Here is a 17,299-nt window from a genome sequence, read left to right on the forward strand (position 1 = left end):
GTTAGCGTAAGCTAACGAGCCACTAAGCCCTAGACTTCAGTCTAGGGTAGTTGACGTTTAATATGCGGTTTAGTATTTTTGACACGGGTATGAAATTGACTAGAGGTTTGAGCCTCCATAGCGATGTCGGGGCGAATGTAATATAAATCCTGACCATCATAGCTATTGATTAAAAAGACTAGAATGTCATGAACGTCGCAAACGCAGCGCCAGGCCTGCTTTTTATCAGGTTCGATTCTGCTATCGTGGATCGCTGCATTCCCCATCCGGCGGACTTCATCGAATAAATCCATAATGCTTAAAGGATAATCGAGTTCCCCGCGTAAATAATGCGTGTCATTGCGCAAATTGCGATATTCACCGTCTGGCACATGATAATAAGCATTCAGATTCTCTAGTTTGAAGATTTTCTTAGTAAGTGTTTCAAACAAAAGGCGAGAGTTGCTGATGACGTCACGATAATCATCGATTGTGTATAACTTGTGAATCTTTTCAGCAGTAGAGTATTCCTCGTTAAATGTTGGACTATTTTTGACAAAATTGAAGTTAATTTCCATAATTTTTCCTCACAAAAATGAAGATAGTTGCTATTTTGGCTCAACCTGTTAATCTAAATTAAAAGTATTAATTTGGTGGGTTTTAAGTATGAAAAAACGTAAAACTATTTGGTTATTTGGAATTATTGTGATTTTAGTTGGCGGATTAATTACCGCTGGCAATTTTTATTATACAAAAGATCGGCAGATTAGCCGCATTGTTGCCAACTTAAAAGACCCTAAGACAGGGATGGCGCAATATGTGGTTGCTTCAACTCCTGATATGAAGGTAACCGATGATAGTTTAAAGCCGTTGCAAAATTATTTTAAGAATCATGCAGCGGCTGCGAAAAAATTAGATTCTAACTTACGTCATGATCGTGACAATGGTGAGATTCAATTAGTTGAAGCCGGTCGCTATTTCTTATTTTTCAGTAAATATAAGTTGCGAGTGCAGTGCTATCGTCCGCAGGTTCAAACCAACCATGCCAATTCGGCTTTGTTTGTTAACGGGGAAGATTACGGCAAAATGAATGGCGGCAATCAGAATTACTATCAAGATTTAGGATTAGTTTTCCCTGGTCGTTACCATATTTTGGTTAAATCCAAGGTTAACAATAGAAAGTTAGATGCTGACTCGATTGTAAATATTTGGTCAAATAAGACGGTAGATATGAAAATTAAAACCGCCACTTTCCAAATTCGCAGCGTTCCTAATGGCGTAGTTTATATCAATGATCATAAAGCAGCCACTCTTAATAAAAAAGGCCACTATACATTTAAGGATTACCCGCTTGCCAAGAGAATGGAAATTTTTGTTAAAAGCAAGGTGGATGGTCAAACCATTAAATCTGAAAATGTGACAGATTTATCACAATCAATCAGTTCGGAATTTAGCGATAGCGAAGACGATGTAACTGATTATGATGGTGCAGCAGATTACCAAGGCAATGGTGAAAAAGACGTTTACCAAGATGCGGAAGGTGACTATATTGTTAACCCAATTTGGCCAGGTTTAATTAAAGTTGAAAATGCGGCGAGAATGCTGTATACCAACTTTAAAAAGCCGATGGTAACCAATTTTGAAAATGGTAAAGAAAACGCCGATTATAAGAAGATTGAGCAACAAATCAAGAAGTGGAAAAAGGATAAGAAACTTAAGAAGTTCACCGTTAAGGTCAAAGTTTTATCTGTTTTGCCAGGTAAGCGCAATTATAGCAAGATTGATTATGAAGTAACTTTTGTTAAAAAGTATAAAGATAAGAGCAAAAAGAAAGAGAAACTGTTATATCGGGATGCAATTTTACATCTAGTAAACGGTCATCAAGAGATTCAAACATTAGGAAAATGTAAATTAATCAAAACAAAAACTAGCAACTAAATGTTGATAGATCAAGGTTCTTCACGCGTTAAGACGTGAAGAACTATTTTTTTACGCAAAAATAGATTGACAAAAGGCTAATATCATATTAGTGTATTAATTAAATAATACAGTAAAACAAATTGGGGAGAAAGAGGTATAAAAATGAACGAAATTCTTGTGGTTGACAACGTCACCAAAACTTACGGTAAAAAAGGCGAAAAACAATACCAAGCTTTGAAGGGCATCAATTTTAAGATTGCCGCAGGTGAATTCGTAGCAATCATGGGTGCTTCTGGCTCTGGTAAGACTACTTTACTTAACATTCTTTCAACTTTAGATAAACCAACTACGGGGCAAGTTTTCATTAATAAGCATGATGTTAGCACTTTGAATACTAATCAGATGGCTGACTTCCGTAGCAAAGAAATAGGTTTTATTTTCCAAGACTTTAATTTGCTAGAAAATTTGTCTAATCGAGAAAATATTGCATTACCACTTAGCTTGCGTGGATTATCAGCACGCAGAATTAATCCACTTGTGGATAGAATTGCAGCAAAATTAGGAATTAAAGAAATTTTGAATAAGTACCCTGCAGAAATTTCAGGGGGACAAAAGCAGAGAGTAGCGGCTGCACGTGCCTTGGTTCACGAGCCATCAATCTTACTGGCCGATGAACCAACCGGTGCGCTTGATTCTAAGAGTGCAAGAGAATTACTAAACACGATGGAAAACTTAAACAAGCATGACGGCGTAACAACTTTGATGGTTACCCACGATCCATTTTCAGCAAGTTTTGCTAATCACATTTTATTCATCAAAGACGGTAAAATCGGTGAACAAATGATTAAAGGTGAAAAATCTAGAACAGACTTCTACCATGAATTGATTGCTCACTTGGGTACTGAGGAATAGGAGGAAGGAAAAATGATTTGGAAATTATCTTTAACCGGGATTAAAAGCCGGTTCAAAGACTACACGGTCCTGTTTTCAGGATTGGTAGTTGCAAGTACAATCTTTTATATGTTCTTATCCTTGGCAATTAACCCAGGCTTCATGAGTAAAGATGTTAATGCACCAGGACAATACTTAAGCTTTATCTTTGGCTTCGGGATTGTCTTACTCGCAATTATTACTTTCGTTTACTTGGTTTATGCGAATTCATTTTTGCTCAGCATGCGCCAGCACGACTATGGCATGTTCATGATGCTAGGGGCAAAAAGTTCTAAGCTTGGTTTGCTGATTTTCTGTGAAACCTTGTTAACAGGGATTTTGACAGCTATTTTAGGAATTATTGTTGGCTTGGGTTTAACTGCTCTTGTGTCTAAATTATTGATTAGCAGTTTAGACTTACATATTACGCACTTTCAGATAATTTTGCCTAATGCAATTTTATGGACATTGATTTTCTTTGTAGTTGTATTCTTTTTAGCAGCGTTGAGAAATGTGCATAAACTTGTGCGTAGTAAAGTGATTGACTTGCTTCATGAGAATCAAAAGCCAATTAAGATCAGCCGCAAGAACGGCTTGCGCGTGGTTGAAGCTATCTTAGGTCTTTTGCTTTTAGCAGCAGGCTATTACATTATGGGGATGCCCGCTAATGCTATTTTCTTCATCATTCCAGCAGCATTAGTAACTATCGTGGCAGGCTCATACTTCACTTTTGATTCATTTTTCACTCTCATCATCAATCTTTTGCTCAAGAAAAAAGGCTTCGCTTACCGCGGTATTCGCGTTTTTACTCTTGGACAACTAAAATTCAGAATTCGTGATTACACACGTATTCTTTCCGTTATCTCACTACTTTTCGCTTTAGCTCTTGGTGCGATTACTGTTGGTCTTAACTTCAATTCATTGAAGAACCAAGCAGTAGTCAGCGACTACTATGATGCACAGATTGTGCAAAATACACCAGCTGTGCAAAAAAATGTGGACAAGTTAGATATTAAATCTAAGGCTACTTACCACTACGTTGAAACTAAGAAAGAACTATTCTTTAACAAGGCTGATTTCGACAAAAAGCCATTTAAATATATTAAATTTAGTCAACACGGTAATGATTTCCCAACTTATACACCAACTGTAGCCAAGACCAAAGATTTGGTTACTCCTGGTAATTCTGCTAATACTCGTTTGAGCATGATGCTACTTAATGGCACTAAAAAGATTGAACTAGTTTCTCTAGCTAAATTTAATACTATTCAAGGACCAAAAAAGTTTATAACTTTAATTAGAGTTAAGGATTTTGTTAAAGACTATCCAACTTTAACAAAGATTGAAAAGCTTCAAATGACTTCACCTATGATTAGTAGAGTGTTGAGCAACACTAAGCCATTTACTTATCAAGTAGTGCTTGGCTTTGCCAGCGGTTTCGAATTCATGGGTTTCTTCCTAGGAATCGCATTCCTAACCATGCTCGCTTCAACTTTGATGTTCAAAGTTTTAAGCGGCGCCGCCAGCGACAAAGTACGTTACGAAATGCTCTACAAGATTGGGACTAGGGAAAAGATGCTTAGAAAATCAATTAGAAATGAAATTGGGGTGCTATTTGCTTTACCTGGAGCACTAGGTGTCATCGATGTTCTCTTCGGTTTGAGATTGTTCAAGGCATTATTACCTAAGCCATACATGGGCATCTGGCTACCATTCTTAATTTTCATCGTACTTTACTTCATTTACTACATTGTGACTGTAAAATTATACGAGAATATAGTGCTGAAAAAGTAGAATCTTAGGCTTAAATCAGTACTCGTTAATAAGCTAGGTATACGAAAAAGCTGTCAAAATGACAGCTTTTTTAATATGCATATTTGAAAACTTACTTTCTACACCCGGTTAACTGTTGGCGATCATGTAACAATCATTGGTCCAGCAAACTATTTAACGAATGCCATTAAGACAATTGGTTATGAAAAAGTTACTGGAACCAAAACAGATGTTAGCTTCATGTCAATAGGTATCTTGCTTGGTGGCGGTAGTGGTGCATTGTTCGCTGGTCTGAACTTTGGCTGGCTGCAACAAAAGCACCCGATCCTGATATAGCGTTCATTAAAAAGAGAAGCCTAGATCAAGTTGATCTAAGCTTCTTTTTGTATATGCTCATAAATGCATTTTGTTCCAAATAGGGATCTTGATGTCGCCTTTATCGCTCATGGTCATCACGGTAATTGAGGCATTCTTTGGACCGGGTACAAGAGGGATGTTATCGCCGTAACGGTACCACAAGCTTCTAATAGTAAAGCCATGGGTAACCAACAAGATGTTTTCAGCTCCATCAAGTTCACTGATCATCTTTAAACCATTTTCCATGCGAGACCAATATTCTTCAGCATCTTCTGCTTGGTGGTATGGGTCAGCTTCTTTGATCCAATCTTTAATGGTATCGATACTTTCATGTTTAAACATTTCTTGTCTAGTAGCGTAGCCGTGACTGCCACCGATCATGCGCCAAGCCATTTCAGAATCCATTCCTTCAAAATAGCCATAGAATTGTTCTCTGAAAAATGGACTGGCAATATGCTGCAATTCATCTTTGTTAACGTTGTATTTCATGATCGTTTCGCAGGTGTCGCTAGCTCTTTTTAAATCACTAGATAAGGCAATGTCAAAAGAAACGTCGTGCAATGCCTTGCCAGCTTCTTCGGCACCTTCAGTTCCTGCAGTAGTTAGTGGGGTATCACACCAACCTTGCATCTTGTTATAACGATTGATATAAGTTTGACCATGACGGACAATATAGATTCTTTTCATAATTTTCTCCTCATCAAAAAACTCCTCTTTATTTTAGAAAAAAGAGAGGAGTAATTAAAGTTAATTGTTTTCGTGGTAGATTTTTCTCAATTTTTTGATATCTTGTGGCTGAATGGTGTAAATTGATCCTTTAGGATACATGACTGAAACGCTGTTGGTGTGATTTAAACCAATCGCATGTCCTAGTTCATGTTCAGCGGTGTTGATAATTCGATTATTGCTGTAACCGTACCACTCATTTTGCAAGTAATAGCGGTTGAGATGAACATCTGCCTTTAATAAATGTCCAGTTGCTGGATTATAAGTTGTAGCCGTTTCACCAGCAGCATTTGTGTTGCTATCATCCACAATGCTGATAACGATTTGTGCCTTCTTTTTATTACTAATTTGGTGAAAAGTGAAGGCTCCGGTTCGATTCCAAGCATTCATGGCATCGATTGCAGCCGAACGTAACTGTAAGTTATTTTTGACATCTACGTAAACATTTGCTTTCGGTTTTGACCATGTCCGGTTTTCAAAGGTATCATCATCTTTTGCTTTATCAGTTCTGGTAGAAGTGTCTTTATCGCCTAATTTAGGCGGGGTAGTAGTTCCATTTTTTAATAATTGCTGAATGCGATAATTTAATGTAGTCAGAGAATCTTGCGTTGCCATGCGCATGTTAGAATCATTTTTATAAGACCAAACGGCAAAGGCGAGTACTGCAAGCAAGAAAATATTTCTGATGATTCTAAAAAACGTTCTCATAATTTTCAACTCCAATGTTGAAATTATAATCTTCAAATCTTAAGTTTTCATCTATTTTTACTTGTATTTTGCCTATGAGCGTGCAGACTACTATAAAAGCGCTACTCATGATAAAAAAGCGCTACTCATGATAAAATAGAATGCGAGTTTTTAAAGAAAAGGTGATTAAATGACCACAGCAAAAAATGAAAATAGTGAAGAAGCACTTGAACAAAAACACCTTGATAATATTATGAAACAAATCAAGGAACGTGAAAAATCTTTAAAAAAGTCAATTAAATCCGCTGAAGGCGAAGCTAGAAATCTTAATTCACACTTCTTTGATGATGTTAAGTTGGATTATGATGGTTACTCGACTTCAATGGAAACCGCCTTGTCGATTCATCAACAGCAGCAATTATTAAGTGAACGCGAACATGCTTGGCAGCATTCAGCTAAGCAATTGGATACCGTTGAAAGGCTGGAAAAACGGCCATATTTTGCTCGAGTTGATTTTAAAGAGCAAGGGGAAAAGAAGCCTGAAACTATTTATATTGGTTTGGGATCTTTTGCAGATAAAAACGATCACTTTTTGATTTATGACTGGCGTGCGCCTATTTCTTCAATTTATTACGATGGTAAGTTAGGTGAAGTATCTTATAATTCGCCAGAAGGCAAAATTACCGTTGATATGACTAAGAAACGCCAATTCATGATTGAAGATGGCAAGATTGTCAACATGTTTGACACCAATGAGTCAATCGGTGACCAAATGCTTTTAGAGGTTTTATCTGAAAAATCATCAACTCAGATGAAATCAATCGTAACTACGATTCAACAAGAACAAAATAAGATTATTAGAAATACTAGTGCTGACTTGCTTTTCGTTCAAGGTGCTGCAGGTTCTGGTAAAACTAGTGCAATTTTGCAAAGAATTGCATTCCTGCTTTATCGTTACCGTGGTAATTTGACTTCTAGTGATGTTATCATGTTCAGTCCTAACCAATTGTTTAATGACTATATTAAGAATGTTTTGCCTGAAATGGGTGAACAAAATATGGTACAGATGACTTACTGGCAATTTGTTGCCCGCCGGCTTCCAGGGATGAATGTGGAAAACCTGTTTAAACAATTTGAAGATCAAAATGCGGATACTAATATTAGTAAATTTAAGGATTCGGTTAACTTCTTTAATTTGGTAACACGTTATGCAAAGCATTTAAATAAACGCGGTGTAGTCTTTAAGAATATTTATTTCCGTGACAAGAAGAAGCCTTACTTTGATAAGGAAAAGATCAAGGAAATCTATTACTCATATAACGAGAATTACAATTTGGCTAACCGCATTGATGCAACGCGTGAAGAATTGATTAAGATGCTTAATCGCAAGATCGCGCCAGAAGCTAGAAAAGCTTGGGTTGCTCGCACCATTGAAGGGATGAGTCAATCTGAGTTAAATGAATTGTACGATCGACCTGATCAAGAATTTGAATCAGAAGCTAAGGAAGAGGCATTCTTAGGCAGAAAGATTGTACTTAAGGCATTGAAGGGCGTGCACAAGCGTATTTTGCACAATCACTTTATCAATATGCGTGCGCAATACTTAAGCTTCTTGCGTGCTGTACCTAAGATGGTTGATTTAGCTAAGTGGAATATCGATGAAGAAGACTGGATGCATCATATTGATGAAGTTAAGGAAAATTTCAAGAAGCATGATATTGCAATCACTGATGTTTCTGCTTATCTTTACTTGTATGATTTAATTACTGGTCGTAGAACTGATTATGAAATGCGGTATGCTTTCATCGACGAAATTCAAGATTATACGCCATTCCAATTGGCCTACCTTAAATATAATTTCCCACGTGCCAAATTCACGATGCTCGGTGATTTGAATCAGGCTATTTTTACTAAGGATGAAAGCCGCAGTTTGCTCAAGCAGATTTCAGGTTTATTTGATCCAGAAAAAATCGATGTGGTCCAACTTACTAAGTCATATCGTTCGACTAAGCAACTGACTAACTTTACCAAGCAGATTTTGCGTCAAGGTGAAAAGATCGAAGCCTTTAACCGTCAAGGCCCAAAGCCTGTGATTTGGGGTAGAGATAGCGATGAACAGGCAATTGATGTTTTAGTCGATGTTTTACGTGATAATGAAAAGCGCAAGATGACTACTGCTATCATTACGAAGGATTTGGCTGGTGCTAAATTTGTCCATGAAAAGTTGAGCGAAAAAGGTGAAAAATCCACTTTGATTGCGACGGCTAACCAGCGTTTAGTTGATGGCACCTTGGTTATTCCATCATATTTGGCTAAAGGACTAGAGTTTGATGCTGTAGTTATGTGGGGCGCAAATAAAAAGAATTATCATCAATTAGATGAAACGCAACTTGTTTACACGATTACATCTCGTGCTATGTACAAGTTAGACGTGATTTACACTGGTGAAAAGAGTCCGCTTTTAGATGTGGATCCAGTTACTTATGAAGAAAAGTAATTAATAGATAATTGACAAATACTAATTAATCTTATAAGATTTATAGCAATATTAAAAACAACTTAGAACAGAAGCAGTAAGGCTAGCTGCGGTAATAGAGAGTTTCTGATGGTGGAAATGAAACACGAGCTAATCCGAAGTCACATCTGTGAGTTGATTTTCTGAATTGAATAGGAAGACCCGGGATAGCCCGTTATAGCTAAAGGTTGATTATTAACTTATTGAGGCAGGTTATGTGAATAGCCTGTGAATATGAGGTGGAATCGCGATTTCATTCGCCCTCGTAGCCAATTGGCTATGGGGGGTTTTTTTTAAGATAATCAACCTAGTGAGGCATTTTGCGTGAGCAGATGCGAAGATGAGGTGGAAACACGATCAGTTCGTCCTCTTAGGTTAGTCCTAAGAGGGCTTTTTTATTAGAAAAATGCAGGTGAGGATATGTCATTAAAATATATTGGAGAAATTTTACCAGCCCTTTTTAACGGCGCAACGATGACGCTTAGTATTTTCTTTTGGACTATTATTTTGGCAACGCCGCTCGGAATCTTAGTTTCACTTGGAGAAATGAGCAAAATTAAGCCAATTAAATGGCTAGTTAATTTTTACGTTTGGATTATGCGGGGGACACCACTATTATTGCAATTGATTTTTGTATTTTATGGTTTACCAATTATCCATATTGTATTTCCACGTTATCAGGCAGCGCTGATTGCCTTTGTGTTAAATTATGCTGCATATTTTGCGGAAATCTTCCGGGGCGGTTTTCAATCAATTGATAAAGGACAATTTGAAGCCGCAAAAGTGTTACGCTTGAATCGCTGGCAAACAATGACCCAGATTGTCATTCCCCAGGTAATCAAAATTGTTTTACCTTCAATTGGTAACGAAGTGATCAACTTGGTTAAGGACTCATCACTTGTTTACGTAATCGGCTTAGGCGATTTACTTCGAGCAGGTAATGTAGCAATGGCGCGTGATGTAACGCTGATACCATTAGTTTTAGTTGGCGTGATTTATCTACTTTTGATTAGTATTTGTGCTTTTGTTTTGAAAAAGTTGGAAAAGCACTTCTCTTATTACAGATAGTGACAGGTGGATTAAATGTTAGAAGTAAAAAACTTATACAAAGAATTTAATAATCGACCAATTTTAAAAGATATCTCTTTTACTCTAAAAGATGGGGAAATCATGACCATTGTTGGTCCATCTGGTGCGGGGAAAACCACGCTTCTTAGAATTATTGCCGGTCTTGAAACCAAGGATAGCGGCGAAATTTTAATTGATGGTCAAGCTTATGATTCAGGTAAAGTTGGCGTGGTATTTCAGGATTATAATCTTTTCCCTAACTTGAATGTGTTGCAAAATATTACCCTGGCACCGACGATGGTACTTAAGGAGAGCAAGGAAGAAGCCAATAAGAAGGCTTATGAATTGCTTAATCGTTTGCAAATGAATGGCCGTGAGAAGCAATATCCTTATGAATTGTCTGGTGGTCAAAAGCAGCGTATCGCCATTGCACGGGCCTTGGCAATGAAGCCACGCATTCTCTGTTATGATGAACCAACATCAGCGCTTGATCCTAATTTGCGCAAAGAGGTTGAGAGGATGATCTTAGGTCTGAAAAAATCCGGGTTAACGCAATTAATTATTACGCACGACTTGCAGTTTGCAGAGAATGTGGCAGATCAGATGTTAAAGGTTCAACCATTAAGTGAGGGATAAGCTCATGAAAAAATGGATAATAGCAATTATTGGAATTCTAGTGCTGACTTTAACTGGGTGCGCTAAGTCCAATAATGCTGATACGTGGCAAACAATGGAAAAGAATAAGCAAGTGGTCATCGGTTTAGATGATAGCTTTGTGCCAATGGGATTTGAGAAGAAAAATGGCCAACTTACAGGTTACGATATTGATTTAGCAAGAGCCGTTTTTAAGGAGTATGGCATTAAAGTTAGTTTTCAAACGATCGACTGGTCGATGAACGTAACGGAACTGCGTAACGGCACTATTGATTTGATTTGGAACGGCTACAGTATTACGCCTGAACGAAAGAAGAAGGTGGCTTTTAGTCGTCCATATTTGCGTAATCGTCAAGTTTTGGTTGTAAAGAAAAATAGCGGCATCGACAATTTTGCGCAAATGAAAAAGTATGAATTGGGGATGCAAACTGGTTCAACCGCGGAGCAGTGGTATGAGACTAAGCAGAATGTCTTGCATGCTAAAAAGACAATTTTGTACGATACAATTTCTAATTCATTCTTAGATTTAAATTCAGGTCGTATCCAAGGAATCTTGCTTGATGAAGTTTACGCCGATTACTACATTGCACACATGGCTAAGAGTAGCGAGTATAAGGTGATACAAAATGACCGTGTACCGATGGATCTGTTTGCGGTCGGGATGCGTAAAGATGATAAGACTTTGCAAAAAAAGCTCAACGAGGGCTTGGCTAGATTGCAGAAAAATGGCAAGTTAAGACAAATTAATGAGAAATGGTTTGGTAAAGATAGTAATTATTTAGGAAAGTAACGATGAATAATAATTTTTCTTTTAAAAAGATTGATGAAATGACGAGCAGAGAAATGTTTGCCGTAGCTCGCCTGCGTAATGAAACTTTTGTAGCAGAACAAAAAATTACATTGCCAGATTTAGATGATCAAGATTTAACAGCAGTTCAAGTTTTTTTGCTAAATGAAAAACAGACGGATGCCCTTGCAACATGTCGTCTGTTTGTGGAAAAAGATAAATGGATGCTGGGCCGCGTTGCAGTTTCAAAGAAAAGTCGCGGCCAAAGCTTAGGTAAGAAAATGCTGCTAGCTGTGCATAATTACTTAAAAGAGCAAAATGCCTCAGCCTTGTATTGTCATGCTCAAATGCATGTTAAGCCATTCTATGAAAAGTTAGGTTATCAAACATGCGGCGAGCCATTTGATGAGGGCGGCGTTGAGCATATTATGATGAAGAAGAGCTTGAGTTAATCAAGTTCTTTTTTGATTGCCGGCATAATTTGGTTAACTAAAAATTCGTTGCCTTTGTCTGTTAGATGCTGTCCATCTTTTTGATAGTATGTCGAAATGGCCTTGAGCTTTCTAAAGGCGGGTAAGATATCCACAAATTGTGCACTGTACTTTTCTGCAACCTTTTTAGCAATGCCGTTGAAAAGATCTAATCTTTCATCTCCGTAAAATTGGTTAATTTCACTGTTGGTAGGATCAGGATAACAGAGGCCAACAACTATGGCTTTGCCTACTTGGGTGAGAACTTCATTTAGATTGCGCTCATAACTTTCTGGGCGAATTCCCCAGCCGGTTGCGGCATCATTATTACCGTATTCAACTACAACTAAATCTCTTTTTTGAGGAATTAGATGCAAATAATCTATTGCTTCAACGGTAGTGGCACCACTTTTAGAGATGTTTTCCACCTGTGCATAATCTTTTAGCTCTTTTTGAAATAGATTAGTAACTAAATCTGTGTCTTGACCATCGCGAAAGCCGTTAAAGATAGAATCACCGAATAAAATTATTTTTTTCATAATTTAATGCCTTTCAATTATAATAAGTAAATGTATGTAAAAGAAAAAATGGATAATAGCAATGAAAAATTATACGAGTTTTGAAAGAAATGAATGGGCTAAACTAGCTCCAAAAAATAAAGTAAATATTACTAAAGAAGAATTAACACAAATCAAGTCACTAGGCGATGTAGTCGATTTGACCGATGTGCATGAAATTTATACTAGCCTAATTAGCTATCTACATTTAGTTTATCAGGATAAACAACAAGCGCGCCAAGCTCAGATTAGATTTTTGCATAAATCTTTTGAACCAGCACCGTTTATCATCGGTATTTCAGGTTCGGTAGCTGTAGGAAAGTCGACTACGGCGCGTCTTTTGCAGCTACTTTTGCAAAGAACTTATCCCAATCTCAAAGTACATTTAATGACCACGGATGGTTTTATTTATCCAAATAAAGAATTGGAGCGTAAGGGATTAATGTCACGCAAGGGATTCCCTGAAAGCTATAATATGGCCTTATTAAGTGACTTTTTGTGGGATGTTTTAAGTGGTAAAAAGGATATTGTTTACCCACTTTATTCACAAGAATTGAGCGATATTGTTCCTGGAAAATATGGTCATGTTAAGAACCCAGATATTTTAATTATTGAAGGAATCAATACTCTGCAACTACCGGAAAGTGGACAAGTTGTGACTAGTGACTTTTTTGATTTTTCAATTTATATCGATGCGGAAGAAGATTTAATTGAAAAATGGTATATGCAACGATTCCAAAAAGTATTGAAATTGAATAAAAACAAGCCTGATAATTTTTATTATCAAATGGCTAATGGACCACTAGATCAAGCGATGCAGTTTGCCGAAGAAGTATGGCAAATGGTCAATTTAGTAAACCTTCGTGAATACATTGCTCCAACTAAAGAACGTGCAAGCCTAATTTTGCATAAGACTGATGGACATTTAATTGACAAGATTTATTTGAGACATATTTAGTTTGTTATAATCTATGTGTAGATAAGGAGAATTTTATGCAAGCAATTAATTTGAAAAAAGGCATGATTTTTAGTCAAGATGGTAAGTTAATTAAGGTTTTAAAGGCTAACCACCATAAGCCAGGTAAGGGTAACACCGTTATGCAAATGGATTTGCGTGATGTTAAGAGCGGTGCTGTTGTCCACAAGACTATGCGTCCAACTGAAAAAGTAGATTTAGTTGATATCACTAAGAGAACTGCACAATACCTCTATGGTGAAGGCGATGTTTATACCTTTATGGACACTGAAACTTATGATCAATACGAAGTTTCTGCTGACCAATTAGGTGATGATGTTAAGTTTTTAATGCCTAACATCATGGTAGATATGGAATTCACTGGTGACAACAAGATTATCGGTATTGAATTGCCATCAACTGTTGAAATGACTGTTAAGGAAACTCAACCAGAAATTAAGGGTGCTACTGTTGCTGGTGGTGGTAAGCCAGCTACAATGGAAACAGGTTTGGTTGTTCAAGTTCCTGACTTCATTAAGGAAGGCGAGAAGTTGATTATCGGTACTGAAAATGGTGATTACAAGTCACGTGCCGACAGTCAACCGAGATAAAAATAGGCAGAAAAAAAGCTCTCGAAAGAGAGCTTTTTATTTTGCACTTTATTGTTTCCAAGCGGCATCAAATTTTTGCTTACCGTTGTCAATTTGGCTGTTAACATTTTGACCTTTTTGAGCTGCGGATAAGATGTTTTGCATAATGCTGTCTAATTGGTTGTAGGCAGCATTAGAGTTCTTTTTAGCTGGAACACTGTAGAGGTGCTTCATTGCTGCTTTCAACTTAGTAGGCATCTTGATGTTCTTGTTATCAAGGAATTCCTTGTCGTCAAGTACGCCGTTATTAACTGGAGTGTAACCAGTAGCATTTGCCCACTTAAGTTGTGAGGATTCAGAAGTTAAGAATTTCATGTACTTGAAGGCGGCAGCTCTTTGCATTGATGAAGCTTCTTTAAACATGTAGATGTCAGTACCTTGTTGCATGGTATATTTGCCAGGACGAGGAGCAACATCGTAAGTAAACTTGTTGCCAACACCTTGTTTTACAAAGCCTTCACCTGCAGAAGTACCGATGAACATTGCGACTTTTTCGTTAGCAAATGGACCAGATAAGTAGTGTTCAGAACCAGCTACACGGAAGTAACCCTTCTTTACGCCTTCTGCATAGTAATTGATAACTTTCTTTGAAGCAGCACCGGTGAAATTAATCTTGTCGGTAAAGTTAATGCCTTCATCCTTCATACCAAGGGTGTAGTAGTTGGCTAATGAATCAAAGCCAGCACCGACTACCTTGTGGTTACTCTTCTTGTAGATAGTTTCAGAGACTTGTTTGAGTTCCTCCATTGTTGTAGGAACTTTTTTAATGCCATATTTCTTGAACATAGTCTTGTTGTAAGTCAAAGATTCGATAGATTTGTTAAATGGAATACCATATTGGGTACCTTTAATTTGGGCACCATCTAACAATTCAGTTCGAATATTAGAAGCTTTGGCGCTGCCCCAACCAACATTTTTATTGTTGATGTAAGGAGTTAAATCAACCAACATTCTATTTTGAGCGGCATTATATAACCAGCCAGGGTAAGCTTGGGTAATTGTTGGCAAATTCTTAGGTGATTGCATAGTAGAATTGATCTTGCCTTGCAAATCAATGTAAGAGCCTTGGTTTTCCAGCTTGATCTTAATGTTAGGATTCTTCTTTTCAAAATCATTAGTTAATTGCTTAAGAGTATTTTCTTGAGCACCATGCATCCCGTGCCAAAATACTACAGTAGTCTTTTTAGTGATTTTAGATGGAATCTTAGCATCATTTGAAGATGAATTGTTTTTACCATTGGAACAAGCAGCTGTACCTACTAACGCAAGGCCGGCTACAGCAAAAGTGATTAATTTTTTACCTAATCTCATTAGTAATCCTCCGATGAATATTTTTATAAACACTAGCTATTGTAGCATATAAAATATTGACTACAAGATCTTGTATTTTGATAAAAATGTGTTATGGAAGTGAGGATGTCAATTTGGATTGTATATAACAAAAGCTGATTACAATGCTAGGTTGCAATCAGCTAAAAATTTTTTAAATAATATTTTTGTTTAAAGCATCGATTTTTAATTCACGTTTTTGATTATTATAAATTAGATTGATTTTCCAAATAGCCTTGCCGTCTTCATCGGTTAATTCCCAAAGAATTGGGGTGGCACCGCGTAATTCTCTGAGTGCAACGGCATTGGCCTCTTGCCGAGAAATGGTCTTTTTAAGATTTAATACTTCTTCTTTATTGTAATCGTAATCTAAAAGCTGAGTAGATTGTCCCATGATTTTGTTATTGGTTGCATCGAGCTGAATAGTGCAATCTTTTATGGAATCAAAACCAACAATGGTGTAAACATAAGTATCGTTTTTTAAGGCTAAAGTAATGGATTTAATCTCAGCGTTTGAATACAAGGATTTGAATTTTTGGATTGCGGAAACTTGACTCATTCTAATTTGGGGCAATTTGTTGCTAGAATAGTTTACATTTTTTGGTAAAACATTCTTAGTGGTTATTGAAAAATTGATAGGCTTTTGTGGTTGTTGCTTGATCCAGAAAATGGTCGAAAATACACCGATTAAAATTCCTGTAACGCCAATTAAAACGGGTTTGATAAATTTCTTCATAATAGTCCTCTGTTGTGTAGTTTTGTTGAATTTATCTAAATTATAAACTATATAATCTAAAAGTGACATAGCGTTACTGTTTGCTTAAAAATTTCTTATGTCTTTTGTTGTTATTTTGTAATGTTTATTTTATTGTTGCATTTGCAACAATAATTAATATAATATTCTTAAGGTGAAAAAATGGAAGAAGATATTTTAAGACGAATCGGAACGATTGCCCGTGCTCTGGATTCAATTGCTAATGTTGAGTTTAAGGAGATTGAGCTCAATCGTGGTCAGTATTTGTATTTGACTAGAATTAAGGAAAATCCGGGGATTATTGCTAATCATTTAGCTGAGTTGTTGAGTGTTGATCGTACGACCACTGCTAGAGCTATTCAAAAGCTTGAAAAAAACAGTCTGATTGAAAAGAAGAATGATCAGAAAAATAGAAAGATCAAGCATTTGTTTGTCACGGATAAAGGCGAGAAGTTAGCGCAGAAAATTGAGCAGGAGAATGCCTATTCAAATGAGTTGGCTTTAACAGGATTAGATTCAGTACAGAGAGCGGAATTAACTGCCTTACTGCAGATAGTAGAAAAGAATGTCAGTGCCAATTGGTATTTTGTTAAAAACGGCGGAAAGAGGGAATATTAATGAAACTGTCAAATCTTTTGTGTAAATAGATCTTTCTCGTAAATTGATTTTTTAATTATTTATTTAATCAAAGTAGGATTCTAAGGTGTCCTGAACCTGACCGAAGCCTTTATGAATTCGATTGAAATAACGGTCATTGTAGCTCATTGCCTGAATACCAATAAAAGCATCAAGCGACTGTTCAGTTGGAAACTCTGCCTTAGGCTTAGCTTTGCGCTTGATCACATTGTTAAAGGATTCAATCATGTTAGTCGAATAAATTGAAGCTCTGATCTGCTTGGGATAGTTATAAAAGACCAGCAGATCTGGTTCTATGTCTTTCAAGCTTCTGATAACATGGCTGTAAACCTTGCCCCATTTGGTATAGAAGTCATGCAGGACAGCTGTGGCTTCTTCTTTGTTTGTCTGTTGATGCACCTGTTTGAATTCGTTCATGATCTTTTCACGATCGTCGACGCGTACTTTAGCGCAGATATTGCGCATGACATGAACCAAACAGCGTTGAAAATGAGCTTTAGGATAAGTCCTGGCCAAGGCTGTTTTCATGCCAACAACACCATCAGAAAGAAA

Annotated in this window: 17 protein-coding genes, 1 pseudogene and 1 other annotated feature; of the genes and pseudogenes, 11 read left to right on the forward strand and 7 right to left on the reverse strand. The window is 36.9% G+C overall.

Going from position 1 to position 17,299, the window contains the following annotated elements; translation table 11 throughout:
• Positions 1-56: 56 nt before the first annotated feature.
• A pseudogene (locus CP368_RS06595) lies at positions 57-557 on the reverse strand (hypothetical protein); the annotation flags it as partial.
• An 88-nt stretch (positions 558-645) separates the two neighbouring features.
• On the opposite strand from CP368_RS06595, the gene CP368_RS06600 reads away from it, so the two are divergent.
• From CP368_RS06600 to CP368_RS06610, 3 genes are all read left to right on the forward strand, one after another.
• Positions 646-1,917, forward strand: coding sequence for a hypothetical protein (locus tag CP368_RS06600; protein ID WP_098045882.1), 1,272 nt, complete (start codon positions 646-648; stop codon positions 1,915-1,917).
• Between the two features lie 144 nt (positions 1,918-2,061).
• Positions 2,062-2,811: an ABC transporter ATP-binding protein gene (locus CP368_RS06605; protein ID WP_056945490.1), complete on the forward strand. Its 750-nt coding sequence runs from the start codon at positions 2,062-2,064 to the stop codon at positions 2,809-2,811.
• Between the two features lie 12 nt (positions 2,812-2,823).
• Positions 2,824-4,623, forward strand: a complete 1,800-nt coding sequence (locus tag CP368_RS06610) for an FtsX-like permease family protein (protein WP_098045883.1) — start codon at positions 2,824-2,826, stop codon at positions 4,621-4,623.
• Between the two features lie 372 nt (positions 4,624-4,995).
• Here the strand turns inward: CP368_RS06610 and CP368_RS06620 are convergent, their stop codons facing one another.
• Together CP368_RS06620 and CP368_RS06625 are read right to left on the reverse strand one after the other, a co-directional pair.
• The gene (locus CP368_RS06620; protein ID WP_098045884.1) at positions 4,996-5,646 is read right to left on the reverse strand and encodes a histidine phosphatase family protein; all 651 of its coding nucleotides are present in this window, start codon (positions 5,644-5,646) and stop codon (positions 4,996-4,998) included.
• A gap of 60 nt (positions 5,647-5,706) precedes the next feature.
• Positions 5,707-6,393 carry a M57 family metalloprotease gene (locus tag CP368_RS06625; RefSeq protein ID WP_098045885.1) on the reverse strand — a complete coding sequence of 229 codons (687 nt, stop codon included), beginning with the start codon at positions 6,391-6,393 and terminating at the stop codon, positions 5,707-5,709.
• A gap of 169 nt (positions 6,394-6,562) precedes the next feature.
• On the opposite strand from CP368_RS06625, the gene helD reads away from it, so the two are divergent.
• The 5 genes from helD (at position 6,563) to CP368_RS06650 (ending at position 11,848) form a co-directional block, all read left to right on the forward strand.
• Complete coding sequence (gene helD, locus CP368_RS06630) at positions 6,563-8,869, forward strand: RNA polymerase recycling motor HelD (protein WP_098045886.1); 2,307 nt, start codon at positions 6,563-6,565, stop codon at positions 8,867-8,869.
• A 54-nt stretch (positions 8,870-8,923) separates the two neighbouring features.
• Positions 8,924-9,155, forward strand: a binding site (T-box leader).
• A gap of 152 nt (positions 9,156-9,307) precedes the next feature.
• A complete protein-coding gene (locus tag CP368_RS06635; RefSeq protein ID WP_098045887.1) occupies positions 9,308-9,955 on the forward strand; it encodes an amino acid ABC transporter permease in 648 nt (215 codons plus the stop codon).
• Between the two features lie 15 nt (positions 9,956-9,970).
• Positions 9,971-10,591 carry an amino acid ABC transporter ATP-binding protein gene (locus CP368_RS06640; RefSeq protein WP_087176385.1) on the forward strand — a complete coding sequence of 207 codons (621 nt, stop codon included), beginning with the start codon at positions 9,971-9,973 and terminating at the stop codon, positions 10,589-10,591.
• Between the two features lie 4 nt (positions 10,592-10,595).
• On the forward strand, positions 10,596-11,399 hold the full coding sequence (locus CP368_RS06645; protein WP_098045888.1) for an amino acid ABC transporter substrate-binding protein: 804 nt from the start codon (positions 10,596-10,598) through the stop codon (positions 11,397-11,399).
• 2 nt (positions 11,400-11,401) lie between these two features.
• Entirely contained in the window at positions 11,402-11,848 is a 447-nt protein-coding gene (locus CP368_RS06650) for a GNAT family N-acetyltransferase (protein ID WP_025006009.1), read from the forward strand.
• On the opposite strand, the gene CP368_RS06655 is transcribed toward CP368_RS06650, so the two are convergent.
• The gene (locus CP368_RS06655) at positions 11,845-12,405 is read right to left on the reverse strand and encodes an SGNH/GDSL hydrolase family protein (protein WP_098037059.1); all 561 of its coding nucleotides are present in this window, start codon (positions 12,403-12,405) and stop codon (positions 11,845-11,847) included. The genes CP368_RS06650 and CP368_RS06655 overlap by 4 nt on opposite strands.
• Positions 12,406-12,466: 61 nt before the next feature.
• Between CP368_RS06655 and coaA the strand changes: the two genes are divergently transcribed.
• Entirely contained in the window at positions 12,467-13,381 is a 915-nt protein-coding gene (gene coaA / locus CP368_RS06660) for a type I pantothenate kinase (protein WP_087176381.1), read from the forward strand.
• A 35-nt stretch (positions 13,382-13,416) separates the two neighbouring features.
• Positions 13,417-13,989, forward strand: coding sequence for an elongation factor P (gene efp, locus CP368_RS06665; protein ID WP_025006006.1), 573 nt, complete (start codon positions 13,417-13,419; stop codon positions 13,987-13,989).
• Between the two features lie 48 nt (positions 13,990-14,037).
• On the opposite strand, the gene CP368_RS06670 is transcribed toward efp, so the two are convergent.
• Together CP368_RS06670 and CP368_RS10770 are read right to left on the reverse strand one after the other, a co-directional pair.
• Positions 14,038-15,339, reverse strand: a complete 1,302-nt coding sequence (locus CP368_RS06670; protein WP_098044241.1) for an extracellular solute-binding protein — start codon at positions 15,337-15,339, stop codon at positions 14,038-14,040.
• 172 nt (positions 15,340-15,511) lie between these two features.
• On the reverse strand, positions 15,512-16,162 hold the full coding sequence (locus CP368_RS10770; RefSeq protein ID WP_233185821.1) for a PepSY domain-containing protein: 651 nt from the start codon (positions 16,160-16,162) through the stop codon (positions 15,512-15,514).
• Positions 16,163-16,273: 111 nt separating this feature from the next.
• Between CP368_RS10770 and CP368_RS06680 the strand changes: the two genes are divergently transcribed.
• Positions 16,274-16,729, forward strand: a complete 456-nt coding sequence (locus CP368_RS06680) for a MarR family winged helix-turn-helix transcriptional regulator (RefSeq protein WP_025006004.1) — start codon at positions 16,274-16,276, stop codon at positions 16,727-16,729.
• Positions 16,730-16,792: 63 nt separating this feature from the next.
• On the opposite strand, the gene CP368_RS06685 is transcribed toward CP368_RS06680, so the two are convergent.
• Positions 16,793-17,299: transposase (locus CP368_RS06685; RefSeq protein WP_143468306.1), on the reverse strand; the 507-nt coding region annotated here is incomplete at its 5' end.

The sequence above is a fragment of the Lactobacillus sp. UMNPBX17 genome, from assembly GCF_002553735.1.
Classification (GTDB): Bacteria; Bacillota; Bacilli; order Lactobacillales; family Lactobacillaceae; genus Lactobacillus; species Lactobacillus gallinarum.